Genomic DNA, 22,887 nt, shown 5'->3' on the forward strand with positions numbered 1-22,887 from the left:
CAGGATCACCGCCGAGCTTCGCGAGGAGGGCGAGCGGGTCAACCACAAGCGGATCGCGCGCGTGATGCGGCGCATCAATCTCGCGGGAGTCCGGCTGCGTCGCAGGCACCGCACCCCATCGCGGACCCGGCCGCGGCGAAGGCCCCAGACCTGATCGGCCGCGACTTCACCGCCACCGCGGTGAACACGAAGTACGTCGGCGACATCACCTATCTGCCGCTGACCGGCGGCAAGTTCCTCTATCTGGCCACCGTCATCGACCTCGCCTCCCGGCGCCTGGCCGGCTGGGCGATCGCCGACCACATGCGCGCCGACCTCGTCATCGACGCCCTGCACGCGGCCGAACGGACCGGCGGCACCCTCGCCGGCGCCGCCTTCCACAGCGACCACGGGGCCCAATACTGCAGCCGGGCCTTCGCCGATGCCTGCCACGCGGCCGGCGTCACCCAGTCCATGAGCGCGGTCGGCTCCAGCGCGGACAACGCACTCGCCGAGTCGTTCAACGCGACCTGCAAACGCGAGACCCTCCAAGGCCGCCGAGCCTGGGACACCGCACGCGAGGCCCACCTTGACCTCTTCCGCTGGCTGCACCGCTACATCACCGTCCGACGCCACTCCAGCCTCGGACATCGCAGCCCCATCGCCTACGAACGAGCATCCCGAACAACATCAACTACGCTGACGCCAGCCGCATAACCCGTGTCCAGAATCCGGGGTCAAGGCCCGGTTGGCCGACAGTCTCAACTCGGCCTTCGACTGCTCCATCCGAGCCATAGAGTAAGCCTGGTGGGCGGCCTCCGTCAGACGAAGACCTCGGTGCTGGGCGGGCATGCCAAGAACAGGCCGACGCAGAAACGTCCCGCAGGATCCGGCGCAGACACTATTCGACCAGCCGGAGAGCCTCTGACTCCATCCCCGAGGTCACGTCAGAATCGGTCGACTTCGACGACGGCTTGGGCGAACGCCGCCGGAGCCTCCTGCGGCACGTTGTGGCCGACGTTTTCCAGAGTGCGGTGGTCGTACTTGCCCGTGAACCTGTCCCGGTACGCGGAGCCGTTGCCGGGCTCCGTGAAGGGGTCGCTCCCGGCGTCGAGGGCGATGGTGGGAACCGCGATGACCGGACGCGCGGCGAGTTGCTCCTCGTAACGGTCGTAGCGACGCTCGCCGTCGGCGAGGCTCAGCCGCCAGCGGTAGTTGTGAAGCACGATGGGCGCGTAGTCGGGATTGTCGAAGGCCGCAGCGGTGCGATCGAAGGTGGCGTCGTCGAAGTCCCAGGTCGGCGAGACGATGTTCCAGAGAAACCGAGCCAGGTCCCTGCGCTTGGTCTTGTCCTCCATGGCGATCCGGCCGCGCTCCGTGGCGAAGTAGAACATGTACCACCAGTCGCTCTCGACCTCGGGGGGCAGGGGCTGGAGGTTGGCCTGCACGTCGGTGACGCGGTAGCCGCCTGCCGAGACCAGGGCCTTGCAGCGGTCGGGCCACAGGGCCGCGATGACGCTGGCGGTCCGCGAGCCCCAGTCGAAGCCGGCGAGCACGGCCTTGTCGATCTTCAGGGCGTCCATCAGCGCGATGATGTCGACAGCGATCGCCGACTGTTGGGCGTTGCGAAGCGTCTGGGAGGAAAGGAACCGGGTCGTGCCGTGGCCGCGCAGATAGGGCACGATCACGCGGTAGCCCTCGGCCGCCAGCAGCGGTGCGACGTCGACGAAGCTGTGGATGTCATAGGGCCAGCCGTGCAGCAGGATGACGACGGGGCCGTGCGCGGGGCCCAGCTCGGCGTAGCCGACGTCCAGCAGCCCCGCCTTGATCTGCTTTGTCATGGCGAAGGACGTGTGGGAGCTGGGGGCGACCGTGAGTGCGGTCTCCGCCGGCGCCGTGTCCGAAGTCCGGGGGGCGATGGAGGCGGTCGGGAGGTCGCACGGCCTGGTCGGCGAAGCAGTAGTCACGCCTGTGTCCTCCAGGACCTTGCCGAAGGTGTGCATGTTGGTCACGTGAGATCTCTCTGTGTGTATCCATCATTTATATGGACTTATGCGACTCGGGTGATCCGGGTCGGACGGCAGGTCCGGCACTTCGCCGGATCGGCGTCCAAGGGGCGCCCGCCGCGCGTCACTGGGTGAGCCGGTGACGCGGTTCTGTGGCACAGGAGCCGGGGCCCCCGCATTCAGGTGAGTCCGGCGTTTGCCGATGTGCGAGGGGGCTAGCCGGGGGAACGCTCACCCTCGTCAGGCAGCGGGGCCCCTGCCGTGGCGGAGCTCCTACTCGGTGGGGGAAATCGCCACGAGCGGTGCCGCATCCAACAGGACGGCCGCGGCGGTACGGGCGGTCGTGGCGGCAGAGGGATCGCGGTCCATGCGCGCGGACTGCTCTGCGCCGTCGAACAACAGAAGGAGCTGGCGCGCCAGCGCCTCGGGGGCGGCGTATCCGGACGCGGCGCCCAGTTCGCTGAACAGGCCACGTACCCATGCACGGTAATCGTCGGCGACCTTGCGGACGGCGCTGTCCTCGGCCGTCTCGGAGGTGGCCCGCGCGAAGGGACATCCGTTGAAGTGGGGGTCCGTGAACGCCTCACCCAGTGCGTCGAAGACGCCGAGTAGCTGCTCGCGCGGGGTGCGGAAGCGAGTCAGGGCGCGGGCGATCCGGTCCCTTCTGCGCACGAAGCGGAGTTCGAGGTAGGCGCAGACGAGGCCTTCCTTGCTCCCGAAGATGTTGTATAGGGACTGCTTGCCCACCCCGGCGTGCTCGATCACGCGGTCGATGCCGACGGTCTGTACACCTTCACCGTAGAAAAGCTCATCAGCTGCTTCAAGCAGTCGCTCACGCGCAGACACCTTGGCCGCCATGGTTTACCACCTTTCCCTTTAGACAGACCTGTTCAGCTTAACTCCGGAGAGACCCTTCAGACCTCTGAGACCTGCCTGTGGGCACAGCCTCAATGAGGGGGGTCTCCGGCTGGATTACCGACATCCGCTCCGCACGACGGCCGCTGCGCACAAGTCCCATCAGGGCCGCGAGGGCCAGCACGATGACGGCGATGCCGTACTCCCTGGACGTCTGAACCAGGCCACCGCCGTGCACGACCAGCACACCGGCAATCACCGCCGGGACACCCAGACCGACGTAGCACACGACGTACAGGAGGGAAAGGACGCCAGCTCGTTCGTGCGGCCCTACTCGCGGTAGGACCAGCCTGATACCGCCTTGGAAGCCGCTGCCAAAACCGACGCCGGATATCGCGCCGCCGACGAAGAACCCGATCACAGACGGTGTGCCGCCGCTGCCTGAGGCGATGGACAGCACAGTGATCACGACGCCGAGGATCAGTGTGGCAATGCTGATCAGCATCATGGTCCGCGTTCCGGCGTTCCGTAGCATCACCACGGCCAGACCGGCGGAACCCGTGAATACAAGTACGGGCAGCCCTCCCCACACCACGGAGGTGGAGTGGACCAGGGTCCGCGTAATGGCCGGTCCCAGTGCGCCGTACAGGCCGTTCAGTGCCCACACCGCGAACATCACGGGCGCGGCGATCGCCACGGACGCTCGCGCCGACCTTGGCAGCTTGAACTCGGGGAGCATGCGGGCCAGTGCGCCCGGTTTGCGGCTAACCGTCTCGTTCAAGGTGAGGGCGGCCAGTGCCTGCAATACGAAGACCCCGAGCAGCACCATATAGACGAGACGGGTGGGTGCCGGCAGGTACTGCACGATCAGTCCGGCGGCAAAGACTCCGCATGCAGTTCCCAGCATGGGTGTGAAGGAGTTGAGGAAACCGCCCCTGCGCACATCGATGTCAAGCATTCCGGCGCCGAGCGCGCCGACGGCTGCGCCCGCGCTCAGTCCCTGGAGGACACGGGCGGTCAACAAAGCGCCCACACCCCCGGCGGTGATGAATACAACCATGGCCAGCGCCTGCACGATCAGGGCCGCCACTAGAACCGGGCGCCGGCCAACCTGGTCGGAAATCCTTCCGAAGATCAGGAGTGAGGAGAGCACGGCCACCGCGTATACGCCGAAAACGACGGTGACGGTGATGGGTGAAAAGCCCCAGTGCTGCTGGTAGATCGCATAGAGAGGAGTCGGCGCACTGGACGATCCCAGGAGGGACATGAGGATCGAGGCCAGCACGCCCATAGAGGCCTTGGGTCCCAGGCTCAGGATTCGGCGTCGTGCGGCTGCGTGCGCGGGGAGCTGCTTGATGGGGCCGACCGGAGAGACGGGGGGAGGCTTGGCGGACGCGCGACTCATGGATCACTTTCTCAATAGGGCGAGACTGACAACCCCATACTAGACAGATCTGTCTTTCAGGCGCGAGGGCTGCGACGGTGAGGCATGTCGCATGCGACGCCTCGCGCTCGAATGGTCACCACGTGTTATCCAATACGTCCGTCGACCTCAGCCGGCCTGTCACAGAACATCCTTCGCACCGACGCTCGACGAGCACCGGACGCCCTCCGACAGCGACATCGGCCAGCGGGCACCAAGGCCGACCGCCCGCTGTCTCCGCTGTTCTGGACCCACGTGAACCCCTACGGACCGCTTGAGCTCTATTGGTGGTTGCGAACGGCCCTGATCAGGGAGAACGCATGCCCCGTCGCGACGCGCCCACAATGCCGACCTCTTTCGGCGGGCTTCGCCACGAGGTTGGAGCCGCGGATCAGACTGCCGTGATGGGCCGGTAGGACGGGTGCCACATGGCGGCCCGGACGCGCTCTTCGATGCGCTCGTCGACTGCGGTATGGGCGACACCGTCGTCCGCGGCGGCCTCGGCCACGGCGATGGCGACGGCGACGGACGTCTCGTGGAGTTGCGTGATCAGGGGCAGGATGGGCGCGCCGGCGGTGGTGGCGTCGGTCTGTGCGGCGACGGCGTGCGCGGCCGCGGTGAGCATGGTGTCGGTGACGCGGTCAGCGCCGGCAACCAGGGCGCCCAGGCCGAGACCGGGGAAGACCAGCGCGTTGTTCGCCTGCCCGACCTGGTAGACGACGCCCTCGTGGTCGACCGGACCAAACGGGCTGCCTGTGGCGATCAGGGCGCGGCCTTCGGACCATGCCAGGAGGTCGGCGGGGACGGCCTCGGCTAGGCGGGTGGGATTGGACATGGGCAGGATAATCGGCCGGTCGACGTGTGCGGCCATGGTGCGGACGATGTCCTCGGTGAAGGCGCCGCTCTGGCCGGAGGTGCCGATCAAGATGGTGGGCCGCACCCGTGCGACGACTGCGGCCAGCGGGATGCCGCCGACCGTATCGTCGTACTGCCAGCCCTCGACGTCGACCGAGGGGCGGGTGTAGCGCAGTTGGAAGTCTTGGGTGCCGGTCTGGTTCTCAGTGAGCAGTCCGTGACGGTCCAGTGCCCAGATCCGGGCGGTGGCCTGCTCGGGGCTCAAGCCGTCGGCGATGAGGGCGTCACGCAGCTGGTCGGCGATGCCGATGCCTGCGGTGCCGGCGCCGAAGACGACGATGCGGTGCTCGCGCAGTGGAAGACTGCTGGCGGCGACGCCTGACAGGACAGCGGCCAGATTGACGGCGCCGGTGCCCTGGATGTCGTCGTTGAAGGTGAAAACCTTCTCCCGGTAGCGCTCCAGGATGCGGCGGGCGTTGGCCGGGCCGAAGTCCTCCCAGTGCAGCAGAGCCGTCGGGAACAGTGTCGTGGCCGCACCGACAAAGGCGTCGATGAAGGAGTCATAGGTTTCCCGGTCGACGCGCTTGTGGTGGGTGCCGAGGTAGAGCGGGTTGTCGAGGAGTTCGTCGCGGTTCGTGCCGGCGTCCAGCATCACCGCGAGGGTGCGGTGCGGGTCGATACCCGCAGCCGCGGTGTAGACCGCGAGTTTGCCGACCGCGATGTCGATGCCGCCCACGCCCCAGTCGCCGATGCCGAGAACGGCTTCGCCGTCTGTGGCGACAATGAGGTCCACGTCATCCGAGCCGAGACCTGAGGCGCGAAGGGAGCGTTCGATGTCCTCGGGGGCGTCGGCGCTCAAGTAGATGCCGCGGGGACGGCGGTATTCGAAGCTGTAGCGCTCAATTGCGGTGCCCACGGTAGGGGTGTAGACGATGGGCAGCATCTCCGCCAGGTGGTCGCCGATCAGCCGATAGAACAGCACCTCGTTACGGTCGTGCAGCGCGCTCAGGTACACGTGCTTGGCCAGATCGGAAGGCTGCGCGCGGTACTGCTGATACGCCCGCTCCCCCTGCTGTTCAAGGGTTAGCACCTGCGCGGGAACCAGACCCACCAGATCCAGCTCACGCCGCTGCTCCAGCGTGAACGCGGTGCCGCGGTTCAGGCGGGGATTGGTCAGCACCGCCCGTCCGCGATCGGTGGTCTCAAGGACAGGTGCCGACTGCTGTAGTTGCTCGACCATGACTCGACTCCAGGGTGACGCGGTGAGAAGGAAAGGGATGCCGACCAGCTTCCCCCCACACCCATTCCTGATCTGCCCCTCGATTTCGGCGGTTTCCACCTCGGGCATCAGCTGAGCGTGGCCAGGACTCAACGCCGCAGCCGTCGGCACACCTTCATGTACCTCATCGTGGGCGGGGAATCGTTGCCGGATTGCGCAGGAGGAGGGTCGTCGCTGGCGGCTGGCATTACGTTGATGCGCAGGACGACGGAAATGCTTGGAAGGGCGTCGCTGCGAGATGACTCCAGCGGAACTCCAAGCCGTCGGGCTGGTGGAGTACAAGGTGGTCCGGTGCTAGAACGCTGAGGAGTTGCTGGGCGCGGTCGTTAGTAGGAAGCACGGACGCCTTGAAGAGTAGAATGCCACGCTGAAGCGCGGTGTCCCTCAACCTGATGAGCAGGTCTCGTGCAACCCCCTGGCGCTGCCAGGCGTCTGCCACGAGTACGCTAATCTCCGCCAGCCGAGGGACTTCAGACGTAGCGGCGTAGCGTGCTACGCCAATGATCTCGTCGCCGTCCAGGGCAACCAGCGCTTCCCGGCAGTTGTGGTCGACGTCCATGAGATGATCAAGGAAAACTTCACTCATCTCGTTCAGCACTCCGTGGAACCGCATGTAGCGACTCTCCTCGGACAGGCGCGGGCAGAGGTCCCTCAGGCGTTGCCGATCTCCTGGTTGGCCCAGAACCCGGACCTGCGGCGCATTTGCACGTTCTGCACTGGACATGGCTGGCCTTCTTCCCTCACGTTTGGGAGATCCCCATCGCGCAACGTTGCCGCGCACGATAGGCGTGGAGATTCGCCAGGCAGTCCGTGTCCCGCCACATCATCAGGCGGCGGGGGTCTCATCATGCCGGGTCTGCCTAGCCGCGACGAGCGGCGTGGTCACAGTGAGCCGCCGCGCTTTACTGCCGCCGCGATGAATCACAGGCGACTGGCCCGCGGCTACCAATTACACCCGCACCGCTCCGAAGCCACGGTCCGCCTCGCGATGGTCAACCTCATGACCCGCAGGCTCACCGCCGGATACACGCCCGCATGGCGCGGTCAATTACCTGAAACCGCCAGTTCGTGATGAAACGGTGAGAGGAAGCACCCCTCTGAGGCTGGGCGGGTGGGTAGGTGGTCGTGGGGCTCCTCGGTGGTTACTTGGCGGCGTCGGCGGTCGGTGCCTGCGTGTCGGTTGTTGTGGGCGTGAATGGGGACGTGGCGGCGAAGGTTCCAGTGGTGAGCGACGGCAGTATGGCGTGCATGTCGGCGGTGAGCTGGTCGGCGAACACCTCGTGGGCATCGGCGTCGAGTGCGTCGAGGATCCGCTTGGCGATGTCGCCGGGGCTGGTTTTGGGGACGTCCAGGCCCTTGGTCATCGGGGTGTCGACGTAGGCGAAGTGCGCGCCGATGACCAAGGTCGACTGGCCGGCAAGCTCGGTGCGCAGGGCGTTGGTCAGGCCCCACAATGCGGTCTTTGTCGGCGCGTAGGAGCCGGCCCTGGTCAGCCAGCTCCTGATGGAGTTGACGTTGATGACCGCTCCTCCACCCCGCTCGGCCAGCGTCGGGGCCAGAGCCCGTACGAGCGCGAGGGGGCCGAACAGGTTGGTCTCGTAGGTGCTGCGGATGTCCTCGAGGTCCGAGGTCAGCAGTGAGGGGTCACCGGACGCGCCGGCGTTGTTGATCAGCACGTCGATGTCGGTTGCCAGGTCCGCCACCGCTGCGATGTCCGCAGTGTTGGTCACGTCCAGCGACAACGGCACGACCCGAGGGTCCTGCCGCGCCGTCTCACGGCGTGCGCCGGCGTACACCTTCGCCGCCCCGCGCTCGAGCAGTTGTCGTACCAGTTCAGAGCCGATGCCGCCGCTGGCGCCGGTCACCAACACCACTTTCCCGTCAACCTGCATGAAACTCCCCTCGAATCTAACTTCAGTTTTTGAAGTCAGCTCACTGTACCATGGTGACTCCAGTACGGTGAAGCCAAGGTTGAAGAGGGAAAGCCCATGCAGCTGGTGGAACCGCTGTCGAACCGAGAGCGGTAGCCCATGGCCGGCCGGCGTTGCCACTAGCAGTCCCCGGGAGGTCTCGATCGGGATCGGACCGTTTGGGCTGTCACCGTGCTCGGCAAGCAGCCACAGCAGGTCGTGGAAGCCTGCCGTATCGTCGCTGATTCTCAGTTTGCCGAGCAGCCGGGCGTCGGAGTCGACCACCGCCACGTCGTGGCGGTCCTCAGCCCAGTCGATTCCGCAGGTCACGTGCACCGCGCGCTCCTCTACAAGCCTCACTGTCGTCCGTAAGCGTTGAGCCACGGCAGGACCACCCGGCGACCTACTCGCTGGAGCATTGAAGGTCAGGGGTGCCGCATGAAGCCGTCGAGGGTGTCGGGCCGGTACTGGAGGCGCTTGAGCCGGTTGCGGACGCGGGTCTCGAGGCGGTCGAGGGCGAGGTTGGCCAGGCCGCGTTTGGCGTGTGTCCCCCTTGGCGGGGTTGAGGTCGGGTGAGTGGACGGGGAGCAGGACACCGCCAGCCAGGCACGTTCGGCGATAAGCTCGCGTATGGCGTGGAGACGTTGATGTTCAGGCGGTCCCAGACCAGCACGATCGGGGCCTTGACGAGCTGGTGGACACCGTCGATCAGCGCGATGAAGTCACGTTCGCCCAGGCTGCGGCGCTTGCCTTTGCCAGCGGGGTGGGTGCACAAGCGGTGACACAACCTGGCCAGGAGCTGGGCCGCATCGCGATCAGCATGGCCACCGACAGTCGTCCGGGGCGTTGGCCGCTGACTGCCACGACCGGGTGTCCAGGCCAGCTCCAGGTGCGCCCTTTGGGCGGTCGGCGGGTGAAGCCTGCCTCGCCCTCGAGGCAGTTGCATCCTCCGCAGGCCGCCTGGGTTCTTTCACCTCGTCCCAGGTCGCCTCCTTCCAGGCGGTGACGGCCCGCTCGTCGCGCTCGGCGACCCGTCGTCCGGGGATGTGCGGGCTAGAACCCAGCCGGTGCATCAACCGCATCGCACCCGAGACGTTGGAGGCACGCCTGACTTCGGTAATCTGTGGTCAGCCGTAGCATGGAGTCATGACTCTGACACTTGACGGCCGGCTGGCGCCGCTTAACTGGTCTCCCGAGAACTGCTCGATCAGGCGCACTCTTGATCTACTCGGCCCCGCCTCCTCGATTCTCATCTTGCGTGAGGCGTTGTACGGCACAAGGCGCTTCGATCAGTTCGCGGAACGCCTTGGCATGTCGGAAACGAGTATTGCGGCGCGGCTCAAACAGTTGACGCAGGCGGGGGTGCTCGAACGCCAGCAGTACCGGGAGCCCGGCAGTCGCCCGCGGGATGAGTACGTGCTGACGCAGCGCGGTGAGGACCTCGCCCCGGTTCTGCTGGCCCTCATGCAGTGGGGCAACTGCTATCTGCAGGAGGATCCGGCACCCTTGCACCTCGTCGACGCGGCGGGCGAGCCCGTGCGTGTGGCCTTTCAGCGTGCAGACGGCAGCACGGTTGCACCGGAGGAACTGCACCTTCGCTCCGCCCAGGACCTCTAACTCCCCACCTGGCTTGTGTTCACTGGAGTCAGGTGTAGGCTGGCTGTCGCAGCCACTAGTCAGGTTGCGTGCAACCCGTCAATGCGGCGCCTAGAGGCGCCGCATGCTCCTGGAAGGCCTCACGTGTCCACACTTTATGCAAATACTCCCATCCAGCACGCTGAGGTCGGAGGCACCCGCCTCGCGTACCGGGAGTTCGGCGACCGCACGGGCGTGCCGCTCATCCTGTTCAGTCGTTTCCGCGGCAGCATCGATGACTGGGATCCCTCGGTTATCGAGCGACTCGCTGCCGAACGCCACGTCATCGTCTTCGACAACGCGGGCGTCGGATTCTCCGACGGCAAGGTCGGGGCCGATATCGCGGAGATGACCGACACGGCGATTCACCTCCTTGAAGAGCTCGGCATCCCCCAGGCGGACATGCTGGGATTCTCAATGGGCGGCTACATCACGGAGCGCCTGGCGCTCACGCGGCCGGACCTCGTGCGCTACCTGATCCTTGTCGGCACGGGCGCAGGCGGCGGCGAAGGAGCAGTGCTCCAGGGCCCCGAGATCGAGGAATGGCTCACCTCTGGCCGCAGCATGCAGGAGATACTCGAGGCGATCTGGTTCAGCACCTCCGAAACCGGCAAGGCTGCCACCGCGAACTACCTGGCACGCATCTACACGCCGGAGCGGCCCGAGCGGGCCAACGTCACCGACGAGGCCGGAGTCGCGCTCCGCAAGGCGATCAACGACTGGTGGGCCGGCGAGGGCGCGACCCTGGAGGAACTGCACAAGATTGAGCAGCCCACGCTCATCGTCAACGGCATCCGGGACGCGATGGTCCCGTCGCCGAACTCGTTCCTGATGGCCCAGAAGATCCCCAACTCGCAGCTCATCCTCTACCCCGACTCGGGACACGGCTCACTGTTCCAGTACCCGGAAGCGTTCTCGCAGGCGGTGCTCGACTTCATCACAACCCACGAGAGCGGCGGCCTTCGCTAACCGCAACCGGTCCGGCTCGCCTGCACCGCGCCGACCGTGGATGCGGCCACGACACGGTCCCTGCAGTTCGCAACGACAGGGGGCGGGGCCGGACCCACCCGCACCTTCAGATAGGCACTACATGAGCAGCATCCACGAACCGATTCCCGAGGCGGCGAACCTCACCTACTTCCCGGAATGGCTCAACCAGTTGCGAGACGACGTCGTGCTCAGGGCCACGGCGCTCAACGGCGAGCTCCAGGGCGCTGACAAGCTCCGGGCGGTCATCGGTTTCGCCCGCACCCTATATGAATTCCAGGACTTCCGATTCACCGGAAGGTATGACGACGGATTCATCGAGGAATATGCCGCACAGGTTGGAGGACACCCGATCAACACGGTCGTCATCGTGCATTACGACGACGAGGGCAAGGTCGAAAGCGTCACCATCAATCACCGCCCGCTCACCTCGATGCTGCACTTCTCCTCGAAAATGCGGGAACAATTCGGCGACACGTTCGGCCCGAACCGCTTCTACAGCGGCGAACTGCCCGCCGACTCCTGAGGCCCGGATCCAGCAAGTCATCATCTCATTTGGTGAGTTCGAAAACCTTTCGCCGTAAGGATCGTTGAGCGGCTGATGTCGGAGGCACCGACCGTCCGCACGCAGGGCGGCTTCAAATTCCAGGTCGGAGCGGGGTGTCGATGATACCCGAGATTTAAACGGTGTCTTCGGATGTGTCCCGGATCGCTCGGGTGGTCTTGGCGATGTTGTCGGTTCCCAGCAGTCTCAGCCTGCCGATGGCCAGGTTCCCTAGGCAGCCATCGCCCGCGGCGTGTCACCGGTGTGGACGGCGGAGGCATCCTCGGCGAACACCACATCCCTGACCGTGATTCTGGTGCGCGGGTTCCCGATAGCTGGAACTTTCAATTCCCCGGTTCCCGCAGACGTACCCGCGCAGCTCGGTGGAACTGGCCTGGCGGGTATCGAGGCTGGTGAGGGCGCATACCGTCGCCCGGATCTGCTGGCTACCGCCTCCTGGCGGCACCAGTGGATGCGTAAAGCCAGCCGTGATTGCGGGAAGGCGATCCTGCCCAGGAATCAAGTGGCTCCAGCAGCTGGCGGAAGGTGGCGGTCTCGTTGGTCTTGGCCCCACCTTCCGCTGGGCAAGGGTGACTAGTGGCGTGCGTGACGGCGGACAGCAGGTGCCGGTGGCACTGCTGTCGGTGCGCGGAGCCGGACAGCGCCTGGCCGTCCACCGCGACCGCCGGCCGCAGCGCCGAGCCGGTGACGCGGGCAGTCTGGAACTTCGCCGCCGCATGCGTGACTACGTCCGCGGACTTCTGGCACCGGTGGCCCGCAAGAACACCTGGCAACTGGTCGAGCAAGCGGGCCACTCCACTCCCGACGGTCTGCAGCACCTGCTCGCCGGTGCGAATTGGCAGCCCGACGACATCCGCGACGACGTGCAGAAATACGCTGCCAACTGACTCCGCGAGGACGACGGGGTCCTCGTCGACGACACCGGGTTCACCGAGAAGGGCACCCGCGCCCTAGGCTCTCCAGCCACCGTCAGGCCACTGGAGAGCGGCAAGGGTGTTCCGGTGCCGCAAAGTGATTGCCACCGGTGCAACTTCTTTGGAGCCATCTCGTGTTCGCTTGCCCGGGAGACGGCGGTGCTCAAGGGCCCTGACGTGTCGCTTGGTGCGTGCGACCGCTACCGCGCCGATCCTGACGGTGCCGTGGCTCCGGCGACACTGCTGAGTGCCGCCGGAGTCTCGTGGGAGCCTGAGGCTGCCCGGGCCGGGTATGTCCCGACTTACGTGTTCAGGAAGGACTGCAGCAGGGCTGTCAATTCCTGCGGCTTCTCCTCCGTTACCCAGTGCCCCGAGCCCTCAAGGACCCGGCCGTCGACGTTCACAGCGTACTTGCGCCACTGGGCGGGAATGCCTTCACCGAACGATTCCGAGCCGCCGATCGCCAGGATGGGCGTCTTCAGTTTGCCTTCGGCCGCGAACTTTGCGTTCTGGCGGATGTCTTCGCGGAACTGGCGGTACACGCTCATCCAGGCTGTCGTGCGCCCCGGCTGCTTCAGGTAGTGGGCGTAGAAGTCGTAGTCGGACGGTGTGAACGCGGACTTGTTCTGCCCCAAGTACTCGCCGACTATTCCCTTGACGAAGGCGCGCTCGTGGCCGGCGATGAGCTGCTCGGCGAGAGGCAGCTGGAACAGACCGAAGTGCCACGCCGAGGGCTTGTTCGGATCGGCTTCCAGAGCCGGGATGGTGTAGAAGCTCTCGTCCGGGACAGGGGCTTCCATCACGGCCATGCGGCGCACCTCCGACGGCCACTGGGCCGCGTAGGCGTAGCTGACCGACGAACCGACGTCATGGCCGACGACCTCGATTCCGTTGTTCAGCTTCAGCTGCTTCAGCAGCTGATGCACGTCCCCGGTCAGCTGTGCTGTCGAGTAACCGCTCTTGGTGACCTGCGAGTTGCCCATGCCTCGCAGGTCGACGGCGATCACGGTGTGCTTCTTGGAGAGCGGGCCCATTTGCTGCCGCCACTCGGTCCACGTCTGGGGGAAACCGTGGATCAGCACCACTGGCGAACCCTTACCGCCTCGCACATAGTGCATGCGGAATCCGTTGACTTCCGCGTACTTGGACTGGAAACCGGGGGGCGGTTCCGCTTGTCGGAAAGTCGAGTGCCCGGACCCGGCGCCATGCTCCCGACTCTGGCTCCATGCTGTGGTGCTCGCGATCGCGGCGCCCGTCAGGACGGCTACCAGCGCCGCGATGAGCGCGATGATCCTGTTGGTCTTTGCATTCGGGAGCATTCGGGAACCCACGAGTCCCTCCTGAAGCTGTTTCTCGTCATGCGTCGAATCTGGCACGGCGCGGCCCATAGGCCACTTCCTCAATAAGGCGAAACGGACTTCCTCATGTTAGACAGCTCTGTCTTCTAAGAGCAAGGCACGAGGTGGCGAGGGGCGTCACACGCTACCCCTCGCACCCGAATTGCCACGATGCGCAATCAGCAACACGGCGAACCCTGACTCTCTCCGGGGCGGCTGGACACCGTCCGCTCGGCCTGATCTGCACGTCCGGCGACCGCTCGAGGCCGATGCGCGGCTCATGGATCACTTTCCCCACTCGGCCGAGCAGACCTCCTCACGTTAGACAGATCTGTCTTGTTGGGCGCGAGTCCCACAAGGGCGGGGGAGTCTCTCATCTCACCCCACGTACTCGAACGGTCACCTTGGACAATCCAGCTCAGGCCCCGGGGCAGCTGGACTCCTTCCGCGTTCGGCCCGATCTACACGGCAGTTGAGTAGCACGGCCGCCCAGTCGGTGAGCGCCGTGTCTCCGCTGGGCGTAGGTGACGGCGGTTTCTGTGCCAGGCCGGAGGCGGCCTGGCACAGCCACGAGGATGCCCGGCTTCACCACAGGGGTCGTCGGAGGATCGCTTGGTCGACTCGTTGAGAAAGCACTGAGACAGGCGCAGGCTGGGAGTGACGGCGACGACGCGCGCGGGACAGTGGCCTCAGCACACCGGAGAAGGCTTCGATGAACGAGAACATCGCTGCAGCGGCTGGTTCTCGCAATGCGGCGGGCTCGACGGACGGCGTATCCGCATCCGTGGAGCTCGACGCCGAGGGAGTGGTAACCGTCTGGAGCACCGACGCTTGTGATCTGCTCGGATATGAACAGGGGGAGGCGGTCGGGCGACGGGCCGCAGAGCTGTTGGCCGAGGCTGTTACCGGCGATGCGTGGTCCCACTGGGCAGAGCGGACCCCATTCAGCGGCCGGTTCGTGGTGCGGTGCGGCAACGGTCGCCGGTTGCCGGTGTGGGCCGTCGCGCGGCCACACGGTGACGACGCCGAAGACGTACGGTGGCTGGTCACACTCCGCGGGCTGGGGCCGACCGCCCGGACCGGCACGGCCGACGAAGATGCGCCCGAGATGGCCGAACTCAAGCAGTGGGCCCTCGATCAGATGCCGCTGGCCATGTCCCTGTTCGACCGGCGGGGTCTACGGGTGGCGGTGAACGCGGCGATGGAGCGGGTCATGGAACCGTTGCCACTGGGGCTGCGCATGGGAGAGTACGAGCCCGGTCTGCTTATGGCGGGTACGGAAGGCTTCGACGAGGCGGCACAGCGTGTTCTGCGCACCGGTCGGGAGGAGACGATCGAGGGTTATCTGCGGACACCCGGTGAGGACCGCACCCACGCATGGCTGAGTGTGATGTATCCCGTGGTGGACCCCGCAGGCCGGGTGTGGGGTGTGTCCCTGGCCGCGATCGACGCAACCGACCAGTTCCGGGCCCGTCAGCGGCTGAGCGTCCTGAATGATGCCGGCGCACGCATCGGCACCACGCTCGACCTGGAACGCATTGCGGACGAGCTGGCCCAGGTCGCCGCTGAGCACTTCGCCGATTTCGCCGTCGTGGACCTTCTGGACAGCGTGCTCCTGGGAGACGCAACCGTCGACCAGCATGGTGAGCCGGCCCTCCGCCGGACCGCCCAGCGGTCCGTGCTGCCGGACTGCCCGGAGTCGGTCGTGCCGCTGGGCACCCGGCACACCTTCCACGAGAACTCGCCACCCGGCCGGGCGTTGGCAGCCGGACACGGCCTGAAGGACCTCCTTATCGACGAAGATGCCCTGGACGCCTGGGCCGCGGGTTCCGCGGAGCTGGCCCGCAGCCTCCGCGAACACCGCATACATTCCCTCATGGCCGTGCCGCTGCGGGCCCGCGGGGTGACCCAGGGTATTGCGATCTTCGGCCGCCACCGCGCTCCGGAACCCTTCGACGAGGAGGATCTGCACCTGGCCGAGGAACTGGCCACGCGGGCAGCCGTATACCTCGAGAACGCTCGCAGGTACACCAGGGAGCGCACCATCGCGCTGGCCCTTCAGCGCAGTCTCCTCCCGCACCATGCACCTCGTCGGACCGCAGCGGCCGTCGACGTGGCATCGTGCTATCTGCCGGCCGACCCGAGCGTGGGCATCGGCGGCGACTGGTTCGACGTGATACCGCTGTCCGGGGCGAGGGTGGCGCTGGTCGTCGGAGACGTCGTCGGCCACGGCATCCAGGCCTCAGCCACCATGGGCCGGCTCTGCACGGCGGTCCGCACCCTGGCCGACGTGGACCTGACGCCCGACGAACTCCTCACCCAACTCGACGACCTGGTACTGCGCCTGGACCGGGAAGCGGCCGACGGCGGCACCAGCCAGGCGGAGGAAGGGCCCGCGGAGGTGGGGGCGACATGCCTCTACGCGGTGTACGACCCGGTGTCGCGCCGCTGCTCCATGGCTCGGGCCGGCCATCCCACGCCGCTGCTGGCCACTCCTGACGGAAAGGTCGACTCCCTGGAGGTGCCCGCCGGGCCGCCCTTGGGGGTGGGCGGGCTGCCCTTCGAGGTGGCGGAGTTCGAGCTCCCAGAAGGCAGCGTCCTCGCCCTCTACACCGACGGCCTCCTCGAGGGCACTGACTGCAGCCCCGACGACCTGCGCGCCGCTCTGCGCGATGTGTGCCGCCAGCAGAGCTTGGATCCGTTCTGCGACCGGCTCGTGCACCGGCTCGTGCCCGGGCATCGCACCGACGACGCGGCATTGCTCCTCGCGCGAACCCAGGCACTGGATGCCGCCAAGGTCGCCACCTGGGAACTCCCGGACGATCTCGTCGCCGTCGCCCACAGCCGCGAACTGGCGCGTGACACACTCGCCGCCTGGGGCCTGGAGCATGCCGCCTTCACAACCGAATTGGTGGTCAGCGAGTTGGTCACCAACGCCATCCGATACGGCCGCCCCCCGGTCGTCCTGCGATTGATCCATGAATCCGAGCTCATCTGCGAGGTCACGGACGCCAGCAGTACCGCTCCGCACTTGCGGCGCGCACGGCTCTTCGACGAGGGAGGCCGTGGTCTGTTCATCGTCGCGCAACTCGCGCAGCGCTGGGGCACCCGCCACACGCGGACGGGCAAGACCATCTGGGCCGAGCTGCCGCTGCCGGCGTCAGCAGCCGCCGGCCCCGACTGGTGACGGCCGGGCACGGCCGCAAACAACGCCACGGCGCCGACGGGCAGATCCGCCTGGCACCCCTGTTAAATCTCCCTCTCCTCCAGGAGAGACCGATGTATCCGGTTCAGTGCTGGCGCGGTGATCTCCCGATTGGGGATCCTGCCGATCGGCTCGTCCGGCAGGACGGCCCTCGTCAATCACACACTGCGCGGGTTACTGTAGGCGCTCACCCGCCCTTCCTCGAGTTCACCCGCGACGGCGCGGCGCCGAGTTTGCACGGCATTCATCGATGCCCACGGCTGGATCACCGTCTACTGCCTGCCCCCGTACGCTCCGCGACTCAACGCGGTCGAGGGCATCGGGTCCCCGCTCCGTCGCCGTTGCCAAGCCAACGTGGCCTTCGCCACCCCGCTCAACTCATCCGCGCCCTTTGTCGCGGCCTGCGCGAGATCAAGTACCGAAGCCACCTCGTCGGCGGCTGCCTCGCCAGCACCGGACTCACACGCACGACAGCACGTCTGCGACCTCGGTAACTGCACTGCTGCCGCAGCAGCTCGCGCGCGAAGGCACCGGCCCATAGGCGTTGCCTCGCGGCCGGCGACGATCTGGGTGTGCGTTCCACGGCGTACCAGCTGGCGGGACATCCGGCTGGTCGGGACGGTCCGGGGCCTGGTCGACGACGCCCACTCCCCCGGGCCCGCGCGCCAGCCCGCGGATGATCACTGACTACGTGGCAGTCAGGAGTAGAGTGCGACGGCTCCGCCCCACAGAGCGCCTGGATTCAGGCGCTCGGGGAACCGCTCCAACACGGCGTTGAAGAAGTCGAGAGCGCTGTCGTGCTGGAGGAGCAGCTCGTCGACGGTGTCGAGGTACCGGCGGGTCTCGCTGATGGTGCGAGTAGCGTCGTCGTCGAGCTTCTTGTTCTTGTGTCCGGCAACGATCCAGCGGGGCCCGAGGTCTTCGACGATTCCGATGGCTCGGCGCCACGCGTCCAGGCCACCGTGCCCGGCCTCGACCAGGAACTGGTGCACGCCGTTATAGATGACATCACCCGCGACCACGAGCTCGAGGTCAGGGACGTGCAGGACGCTGGTGTCGTCGGTGTCGCTGTGGCCGGCTTCGACGATCACCAGATCATGACCTTCGAGCGTGAACCGGTTGCCGGGCACGGTGACGGCCGTGACCGGTGTGTCCGGGATCTGGCCGGGCAGGAACTTGTCCCAGAAGCCTGCACGGATCGACACGTTGTGGTGCATCTGCTTGATCGTTCCGTTCGTCGCGACGACCTGGGCGCCGAATCGCTCGGACAGGACACCGGCGGTGAACCAGTGGTCGCCGTGACCGTGGGTGGCGAAAATGTGGGTCAGGTTCTTGCCGCTTGCCTCGATCCACTCACCGACAGCCTCGGCCTGAGCGGAAGTCATGGGCGGGTCGACGAGCACGGCGTCACGCTCGCCGTAGACAAGCGTGGAGGACAGAGGCGAGAACATCCGACGGTCGCCGTTGGGGACGAGCTCGGGCACGCTCAGCCGGATCGGGTCGGCGATGAAGACCTCATACGCGAGTGCGCTCTTTGCAGACATGACACTACCTCTTGTTCATGAGCGTTCTATGGATCAGGGGCGGGCAGCTGTAGGGGAAGGGTGGATAGGGCGGCGAACAACGCTGCCGGGGAAAACTGGGCGCAGCCAACAAGGCAGCCGGCTGAGATACACGAGTTGAGTGGTCTTGGTGCACCACCGGACGCGGCAAAGAGCAACAAAAACGGAGTGGCGCAAAGAGCCTCAGGCCGTAGGCACTCCCATGGCTACACGAAGACCCACCCATCCAGGAGTCCAAAGTGGTTCCGAGGATCTGGACCAGCGAGGCGCCGACTGCTTGGGCGCGAGCGAGCCCGATAGCCAGGGTGCACATGGTGCGGCCCCGCTCGAGTGCACGTGACAGGTCCATGAGGTCGGCACGTTCGTCGTAGCTCCGGCCGTACTCAGCCCCAGTTTCGACAGCTCCCGGCGGAACACATCGAATTGGGGTCGGGCGGCGGAATGACCGTCACCGCCGTATGGCACGGGGAGGCACGGCGAACGCCTACTCACCGATCCGAAGACTGCGTCGGGGATAAGCCGCACCGGGACTGGCGACGTCCTCTACGGCTGATCTCGGCACCGTTTGGGTCGGCTGCCACGCGCCCTAGCAAGCTCATCGGACGTCGCGCCGGGGCGCTTCGGTCAGCCGGCCAGTTGCGGGTACAAGGAGGCGAGGTCGGCTGCCAAGCCCGCCTTGACCTGGCGGGAGAGCTCATCGGCCAGCACCTCGTAGGCGTCGGCTTCGATCCCGTCCAGCGCCTGCTCCGCGACGCTGCTCGGCGACGTCTTCGGCGCGTCGACGTGAGCCGCCATGTCGGTGTCCACGTAGCCGACGTGCAGGCCGGTGACCGTGATGCCGCGCGGCTGCAACTCCAGACGCAGCGAGTTGGTCTGCGACCACAGCGCCGCCTTGGATGCGCTGTAGGAACCGGAGAGAGCGACCCAGGACAGGACCGAGTGCACGTTCAGCAGGTGGCCCCCGCCGTTGGCCTCGATGACCGGGGCGAAGGCCCGGGTCATCAGCAGGGGGCCGTAGAAGTTGGTGTCGAACTCGCGGCGAACGTCGTCCACCGAGGAAGCCAGGAACGATGCCGCAACGGCCGCACCGGCGTTGTTGATCAGGATGGTGACGTCCTGTGCCTGTCCCGCGGCGGCGGCCACCGAGGCGGGGTCGGTGACCTCCAGAGGCAGCGCGACCGCGCCGGGGTGGGTGACGGTGCGGGGGTCACGGGCGGTGGCATAGACCTTCTTGGCGCCTCGGTCGTACAGGGACTCGACCAGGGCCCGGCCGAGGCCTCGGCTACCTCCAGTGACGAGAACGGTCGAACCTGCGATTGCAGTCATGAAACTACTCCCAGCGTGACGACCGACGGCAGAAACCGATCGGTTTCCAACACTGTAAACCGATCGGTTTCGCGTCGGCAACACGAGGCGTAGGCTCGCTTCTATGACTTCCAGCGCGCAGGCCTCGCCCGTAGCCACCACGGCAGCGACGGCTCCGACTCGCGAGCGGCTCCTCGATGCCGCGGCCGCGCTCTTCTACCGGGAAGGCGTCAACATCGGCATCGACGCACTGTGTCGGGCGGCCGGAGTCTCCAAGCGGTCGATGTACCAGCTCTTCACCAGCAAGGACGACGTCCTGGCGGCAAGCCTGGACCGTACCGGTTCCCGCTACGTGAGCCGACTGCTGCCGGCCGCCGAGGCCGACCTGCCACCGCGCGATCGCATCATGCATGTCTTCAAGCACCTCGAGTCGCTGTCCGCGTCACCGGACTACCTCGGCTGCCCCTTCCTGGCGACCGCGTTCGAGCTCAAGAACCCGGAACACCCCGCCAGCGTGGTCGCCCGACGCTACAAAGACGCGCTCACCGACTTCTTCCGCGAGGAGGCCGGTCGTGGTGGCGCGCACGACCCCGATCTGCTCGCCCACCAGCTCACCGTCGTCTTCGACGGATCCAGCGCCCGCGCCATGACCCAAGCCCAGAGCCTGGGCGGGCTGGCCACGGCCACCGCCACGGCCCTGCTGGACACGGCGGGAATGTCCTGACAGCTCAGCACCGCCGGACCACGAAGGCCCGGATGCCCCCGCACGCGGCCCGACAAGAGGTCCTGCACGGAGGGCGGGAACCAAGACACGCTTACAGGTGTGGACGATCACGGATCCCCAGAACTGCCGCGAGCCAGCGACTGGGACGACACCCGCAGTCCTACTCCGAGTTCCTGCAGTTGCTCAAGCCGCATGGGATACCGACGGAAGCCGGCATCGCGGAGCCAGGCGCCGTAGGCGCGTCCGTCGCCAGCCTGGGTCGGCGGCTCACCCTTGCTGCGGCGCAGGCGGGCCGATTGGCAGTAACGCTGCCAGCCGTAGTCCCATGGCCCAGTGGGGGTCGATGCGGGTCAGTTCGTCAACGACCCACGCTTGGGGTTGCGGTCTGCCAGTCGCTGCCTTCAAGGCAGATTAGATCAAAACGGACTCTGCGACGGGGGCCGTGTCGGTGGCGGCGCCGCCAGGCGGTGTGTGCGGTCGAACGAGCTTCGACGCGGCCGCCGGAAAAAGCCAGTGGGAGCGCCACTCGCCGTTGGCTAGTCTCACGCAGATGGAGATCCGAACGTTCGACGAGCGGGATTGGCCGCAGGTCTGGCCGATCATCGAGCAGATCATTCGTAAGGGAGACACCTTCTGCTACGACCCGCTGCAAAACGAGGCGCAAGCCCACGACTTGTGGGTGGTACCGCCGCCAGGGCACGTCGTAGTGGCGGTGGAGGATCAGCGCATACTCGGCACCTCCAACATGTACCCCAATCGTCCGGGCCCGGGTGCGCACATTGCCAGCGGAAACTTTATGGTCGCTCCAGAAGCACGCGGTCGGGGTGTCGGCCAGGCGTTGGGCGAGTACCTGCTGGACTGGGCACGGAGCCGCGAATTCGCCGGCGTTCAGTTCAACGCCGTTGCGGCCTCCAACGCGCCGGCACTCAGGCTGTACGAGCGTCTCGGTTTCGCCATGATCGGCACCGTTCCCGGCGCGTTCCGGCATCCCACGCTGGGTGCGGTCGGCCTGCATGTCATGTACCACAACCTGGACTCGTGACCACTACTGGTCTGCTGCGAGTCCAACCCGCGCTTTTACGAAGTGAGCTGCCCGTGGGTGTTCAGCTAGTACTCCAGCAGCGCTTCGCTATCTGGCCTGGTGATAGGCGTTGTTCGGATGTAGGGCGGGGATTGTTGGTCTGGGGCGGTCTTGCCGGACTGCCCCTCCAACGAGTGGAGTTGGCACGTGGCCGGGCTGGGCACGGGGCAGCCTCCCGGCGTGATCGACGACCTTGCGGAGGCTTCTTGGCACCAGGAACTCGACGACCTCTTTGTACGTGTCGGCCATCGTTTCGGCCGCGCTGACCTGCGCCGCAGGATGCGTGACTACATTCGCGGTCTGCTCGGTCCGGTCGGCCGCAAGAACGGCTGACAGCTGGCCGATTCGCCGGCCATCGCACCCCCGACGGCCTCCAGCGGCTGCTGAACAGGGCCGTCTGGGACGCCGACGGCGTCCGTGACGACCTGCAGTCATACGTTGCCGAACAGCTCAGAGACGCCGAGGGCGTCTTGATCATCGACGACACCGGATTCGTCAAGAAGGGCACCACCTCCGCAGGCGTGCAGCGGCAATACTCCGGCACCGCCGGCCGCACCGAGAATTGCCAGATCGGAGTGTTCGCCGCCTACGCCACCACCCGCGGCCGGGCCCTGGTGGACCGGGAACTGTATCTGCCCAGGTCATGGACCGACGACTCCCAGCGCTGCCGCGCTGCGAAGGTCCCCGAAGACCGGGCCTTCGCCACCAAGGGCGAACTCGCCAAGACCATGGTGTTGCGCGCGCTCGCCTCACCGCTGCCGGTCGCCTGGGTGACCGCCGATTCCGCCTACGGTCAGGAATGGCGCTTTCGCCGTCTGCTGGAGGAAGCCGCCGTCGGCTACTTGCTGGCGGTTCCGAAGTCTCAGCACGTGCCGCGCTTCGGCCGCATCGACTACCTCTTCACGCAGGCTCCGCAGGAGGCGTGGGAGAAACGCTCGTGCGGCAACGGCGCCAAGGGCCCGCGCATCTACCACTGGGCTGCCGTCCAGATCCCCGCGATCGAGGTCTTCGACGGCGACACGCCCACACACCAGCGCTGGGCGCTGGCCCGGCGCAGCCTCACCAAGCCCGATGAGATCGCCTACTACCTCGGCTATGCCCCGGTGGGCACCGGCATCGATGAACTGGTGACGGTCGCAGGGCGACGATGGGCGATCGAGGAATGTTTCGTGCGACACGAGGCTGCTTGAGCTGAGTGAACTCACCGAGAGGAGGTTCCGTTGAGGAAGGTGTAGTTCCGGGCCAGTGTTCAGGGCCTGTCCCCG

At 66.5% G+C, this 22,887-nt stretch carries 14 protein-coding genes and 6 pseudogenes; 10 read left to right on the plus strand and 10 right to left on the minus strand.

Annotation, left to right across the window (positions count from 1 at the left end):
* A pseudogene (locus PV350_RS29765) lies at positions 1 to 696 on the plus strand (IS3 family transposase); the annotation flags it as partial.
* Between the two features lie 230 nt (positions 697 to 926).
* Here PV350_RS29765 and PV350_RS29770 read toward each other — a convergent pair.
* The 5 genes from PV350_RS29770 to PV350_RS29790 form a co-directional block, all read right to left on the minus strand.
* Positions 927 to 1,991, minus strand: a complete 1,065-nt coding sequence (locus PV350_RS29770; protein WP_500336998.1) for an alpha/beta fold hydrolase — start codon at positions 1,989 to 1,991, stop codon at positions 927 to 929.
* Positions 1,992 to 2,258: 267 nt separating this feature from the next.
* Positions 2,259 to 2,843 carry a TetR/AcrR family transcriptional regulator gene (locus PV350_RS29775; RefSeq protein ID WP_500337000.1) on the minus strand — a complete coding sequence of 195 codons (585 nt, stop codon included), beginning with the start codon at positions 2,841 to 2,843 and terminating at the stop codon, positions 2,259 to 2,261.
* A gap of 37 nt (positions 2,844 to 2,880) precedes the next feature.
* The gene (locus tag PV350_RS29780; RefSeq protein WP_500337001.1) at positions 2,881 to 4,245 is read right to left on the minus strand and encodes an MFS transporter; all 1,365 of its coding nucleotides are present in this window, start codon (positions 4,243 to 4,245) and stop codon (positions 2,881 to 2,883) included.
* 409 nt (positions 4,246 to 4,654) lie between these two features.
* Positions 4,655 to 6,466, minus strand: coding sequence for an NAD-dependent malic enzyme (locus tag PV350_RS29785; RefSeq protein ID WP_500337003.1), 1,812 nt, complete (start codon positions 6,464 to 6,466; stop codon positions 4,655 to 4,657).
* A gap of 118 nt (positions 6,467 to 6,584) precedes the next feature.
* Positions 6,585 to 7,010, minus strand: coding sequence for a GNAT family N-acetyltransferase (locus PV350_RS29790; protein ID WP_500337005.1), 426 nt, complete (start codon positions 7,008 to 7,010; stop codon positions 6,585 to 6,587).
* Between the two features lie 303 nt (positions 7,011 to 7,313).
* On the opposite strand from PV350_RS29790, the pseudogene PV350_RS29795 reads away from it, so the two are divergent.
* Positions 7,314 to 7,469: pseudogene (locus PV350_RS29795) on the plus strand (IS5 family transposase); the annotation flags it as partial.
* A 172-nt stretch (positions 7,470 to 7,641) separates the two neighbouring features.
* Here PV350_RS29795 and PV350_RS29800 read toward each other — a convergent pair.
* Both PV350_RS29800 and PV350_RS29805 read right to left on the minus strand, forming a co-directional pair.
* Positions 7,642 to 8,667 (minus strand): annotated as a pseudogene (locus PV350_RS29800) (SDR family oxidoreductase); the annotation flags it as partial.
* A 65-nt stretch (positions 8,668 to 8,732) separates the two neighbouring features.
* Positions 8,733 to 9,404, minus strand: a pseudogene (locus PV350_RS29805) (transposase); the annotation flags it as partial.
* 49 nt (positions 9,405 to 9,453) lie between these two features.
* Here PV350_RS29805 and PV350_RS29810 point away from each other — a divergent pair.
* From PV350_RS29810 to PV350_RS29825, 4 genes and pseudogenes are all read left to right on the plus strand, one after another.
* Positions 9,454 to 9,924: a winged helix-turn-helix transcriptional regulator gene (locus PV350_RS29810; RefSeq protein ID WP_500337007.1), complete on the plus strand. Its 471-nt coding sequence runs from the start codon at positions 9,454 to 9,456 to the stop codon at positions 9,922 to 9,924.
* Between the two features lie 123 nt (positions 9,925 to 10,047).
* The gene (locus tag PV350_RS29815; protein WP_500337008.1) at positions 10,048 to 10,911 is read left to right on the plus strand and encodes an alpha/beta fold hydrolase; all 864 of its coding nucleotides are present in this window, start codon (positions 10,048 to 10,050) and stop codon (positions 10,909 to 10,911) included.
* A gap of 121 nt (positions 10,912 to 11,032) precedes the next feature.
* A complete protein-coding gene (locus tag PV350_RS29820; RefSeq protein ID WP_500337010.1) occupies positions 11,033 to 11,455 on the plus strand; it encodes a hypothetical protein in 423 nt (140 codons plus the stop codon).
* A gap of 683 nt (positions 11,456 to 12,138) precedes the next feature.
* Positions 12,139 to 12,450: pseudogene (locus PV350_RS29825) on the plus strand (transposase); the annotation flags it as partial.
* Between the two features lie 260 nt (positions 12,451 to 12,710).
* On the opposite strand, the gene PV350_RS29830 reads toward PV350_RS29825, so the two are convergent.
* Positions 12,711 to 13,796 carry an alpha/beta fold hydrolase gene (locus PV350_RS29830; RefSeq protein WP_500337011.1) on the minus strand — a complete coding sequence of 362 codons (1,086 nt, stop codon included), beginning with the start codon at positions 13,794 to 13,796 and terminating at the stop codon, positions 12,711 to 12,713.
* Between the two features lie 661 nt (positions 13,797 to 14,457).
* Here PV350_RS29830 and PV350_RS29835 point away from each other — a divergent pair.
* Positions 14,458 to 16,932: a SpoIIE family protein phosphatase gene (locus tag PV350_RS29835; protein WP_500337013.1), complete on the plus strand. Its 2,475-nt coding sequence runs from the start codon at positions 14,458 to 14,460 to the stop codon at positions 16,930 to 16,932.
* A 716-nt stretch (positions 16,933 to 17,648) separates the two neighbouring features.
* On the opposite strand, the gene PV350_RS29840 is transcribed toward PV350_RS29835, so the two are convergent.
* Both PV350_RS29840 and PV350_RS29845 read right to left on the minus strand, forming a co-directional pair.
* Positions 17,649 to 18,494, minus strand: coding sequence for an MBL fold metallo-hydrolase (locus PV350_RS29840; protein WP_500337014.1), 846 nt, complete (start codon positions 18,492 to 18,494; stop codon positions 17,649 to 17,651).
* Positions 18,495 to 19,136: 642 nt separating this feature from the next.
* Positions 19,137 to 19,838 carry an SDR family oxidoreductase gene (locus PV350_RS29845; RefSeq protein WP_500337015.1) on the minus strand — a complete coding sequence of 234 codons (702 nt, stop codon included), beginning with the start codon at positions 19,836 to 19,838 and terminating at the stop codon, positions 19,137 to 19,139.
* 103 nt (positions 19,839 to 19,941) lie between these two features.
* Between PV350_RS29845 and PV350_RS29850 the strand changes: the two genes are divergently transcribed.
* The 3 genes and pseudogenes from PV350_RS29850 to PV350_RS29860 all read left to right on the plus strand — a co-directional run.
* Positions 19,942 to 20,541, plus strand: coding sequence for a TetR/AcrR family transcriptional regulator (locus tag PV350_RS29850; RefSeq protein ID WP_500337017.1), 600 nt, complete (start codon positions 19,942 to 19,944; stop codon positions 20,539 to 20,541).
* Between the two features lie 550 nt (positions 20,542 to 21,091).
* On the plus strand, positions 21,092 to 21,583 hold the full coding sequence (locus PV350_RS29855) for a GNAT family N-acetyltransferase (RefSeq protein WP_500337019.1): 492 nt from the start codon (positions 21,092 to 21,094) through the stop codon (positions 21,581 to 21,583).
* A gap of 219 nt (positions 21,584 to 21,802) precedes the next feature.
* Positions 21,803 to 22,791, plus strand: a pseudogene (locus tag PV350_RS29860) (IS701 family transposase); the annotation flags it as partial.
* Positions 22,792 to 22,887 lie beyond the last annotated feature (96 nt).

This window comes from Streptomyces sp. PA03-6a, assembly GCF_033792765.1.
In the GTDB taxonomy this organism is placed as follows: domain Bacteria; phylum Actinomycetota; class Actinomycetes; order Streptomycetales; family Streptomycetaceae; genus Actinacidiphila.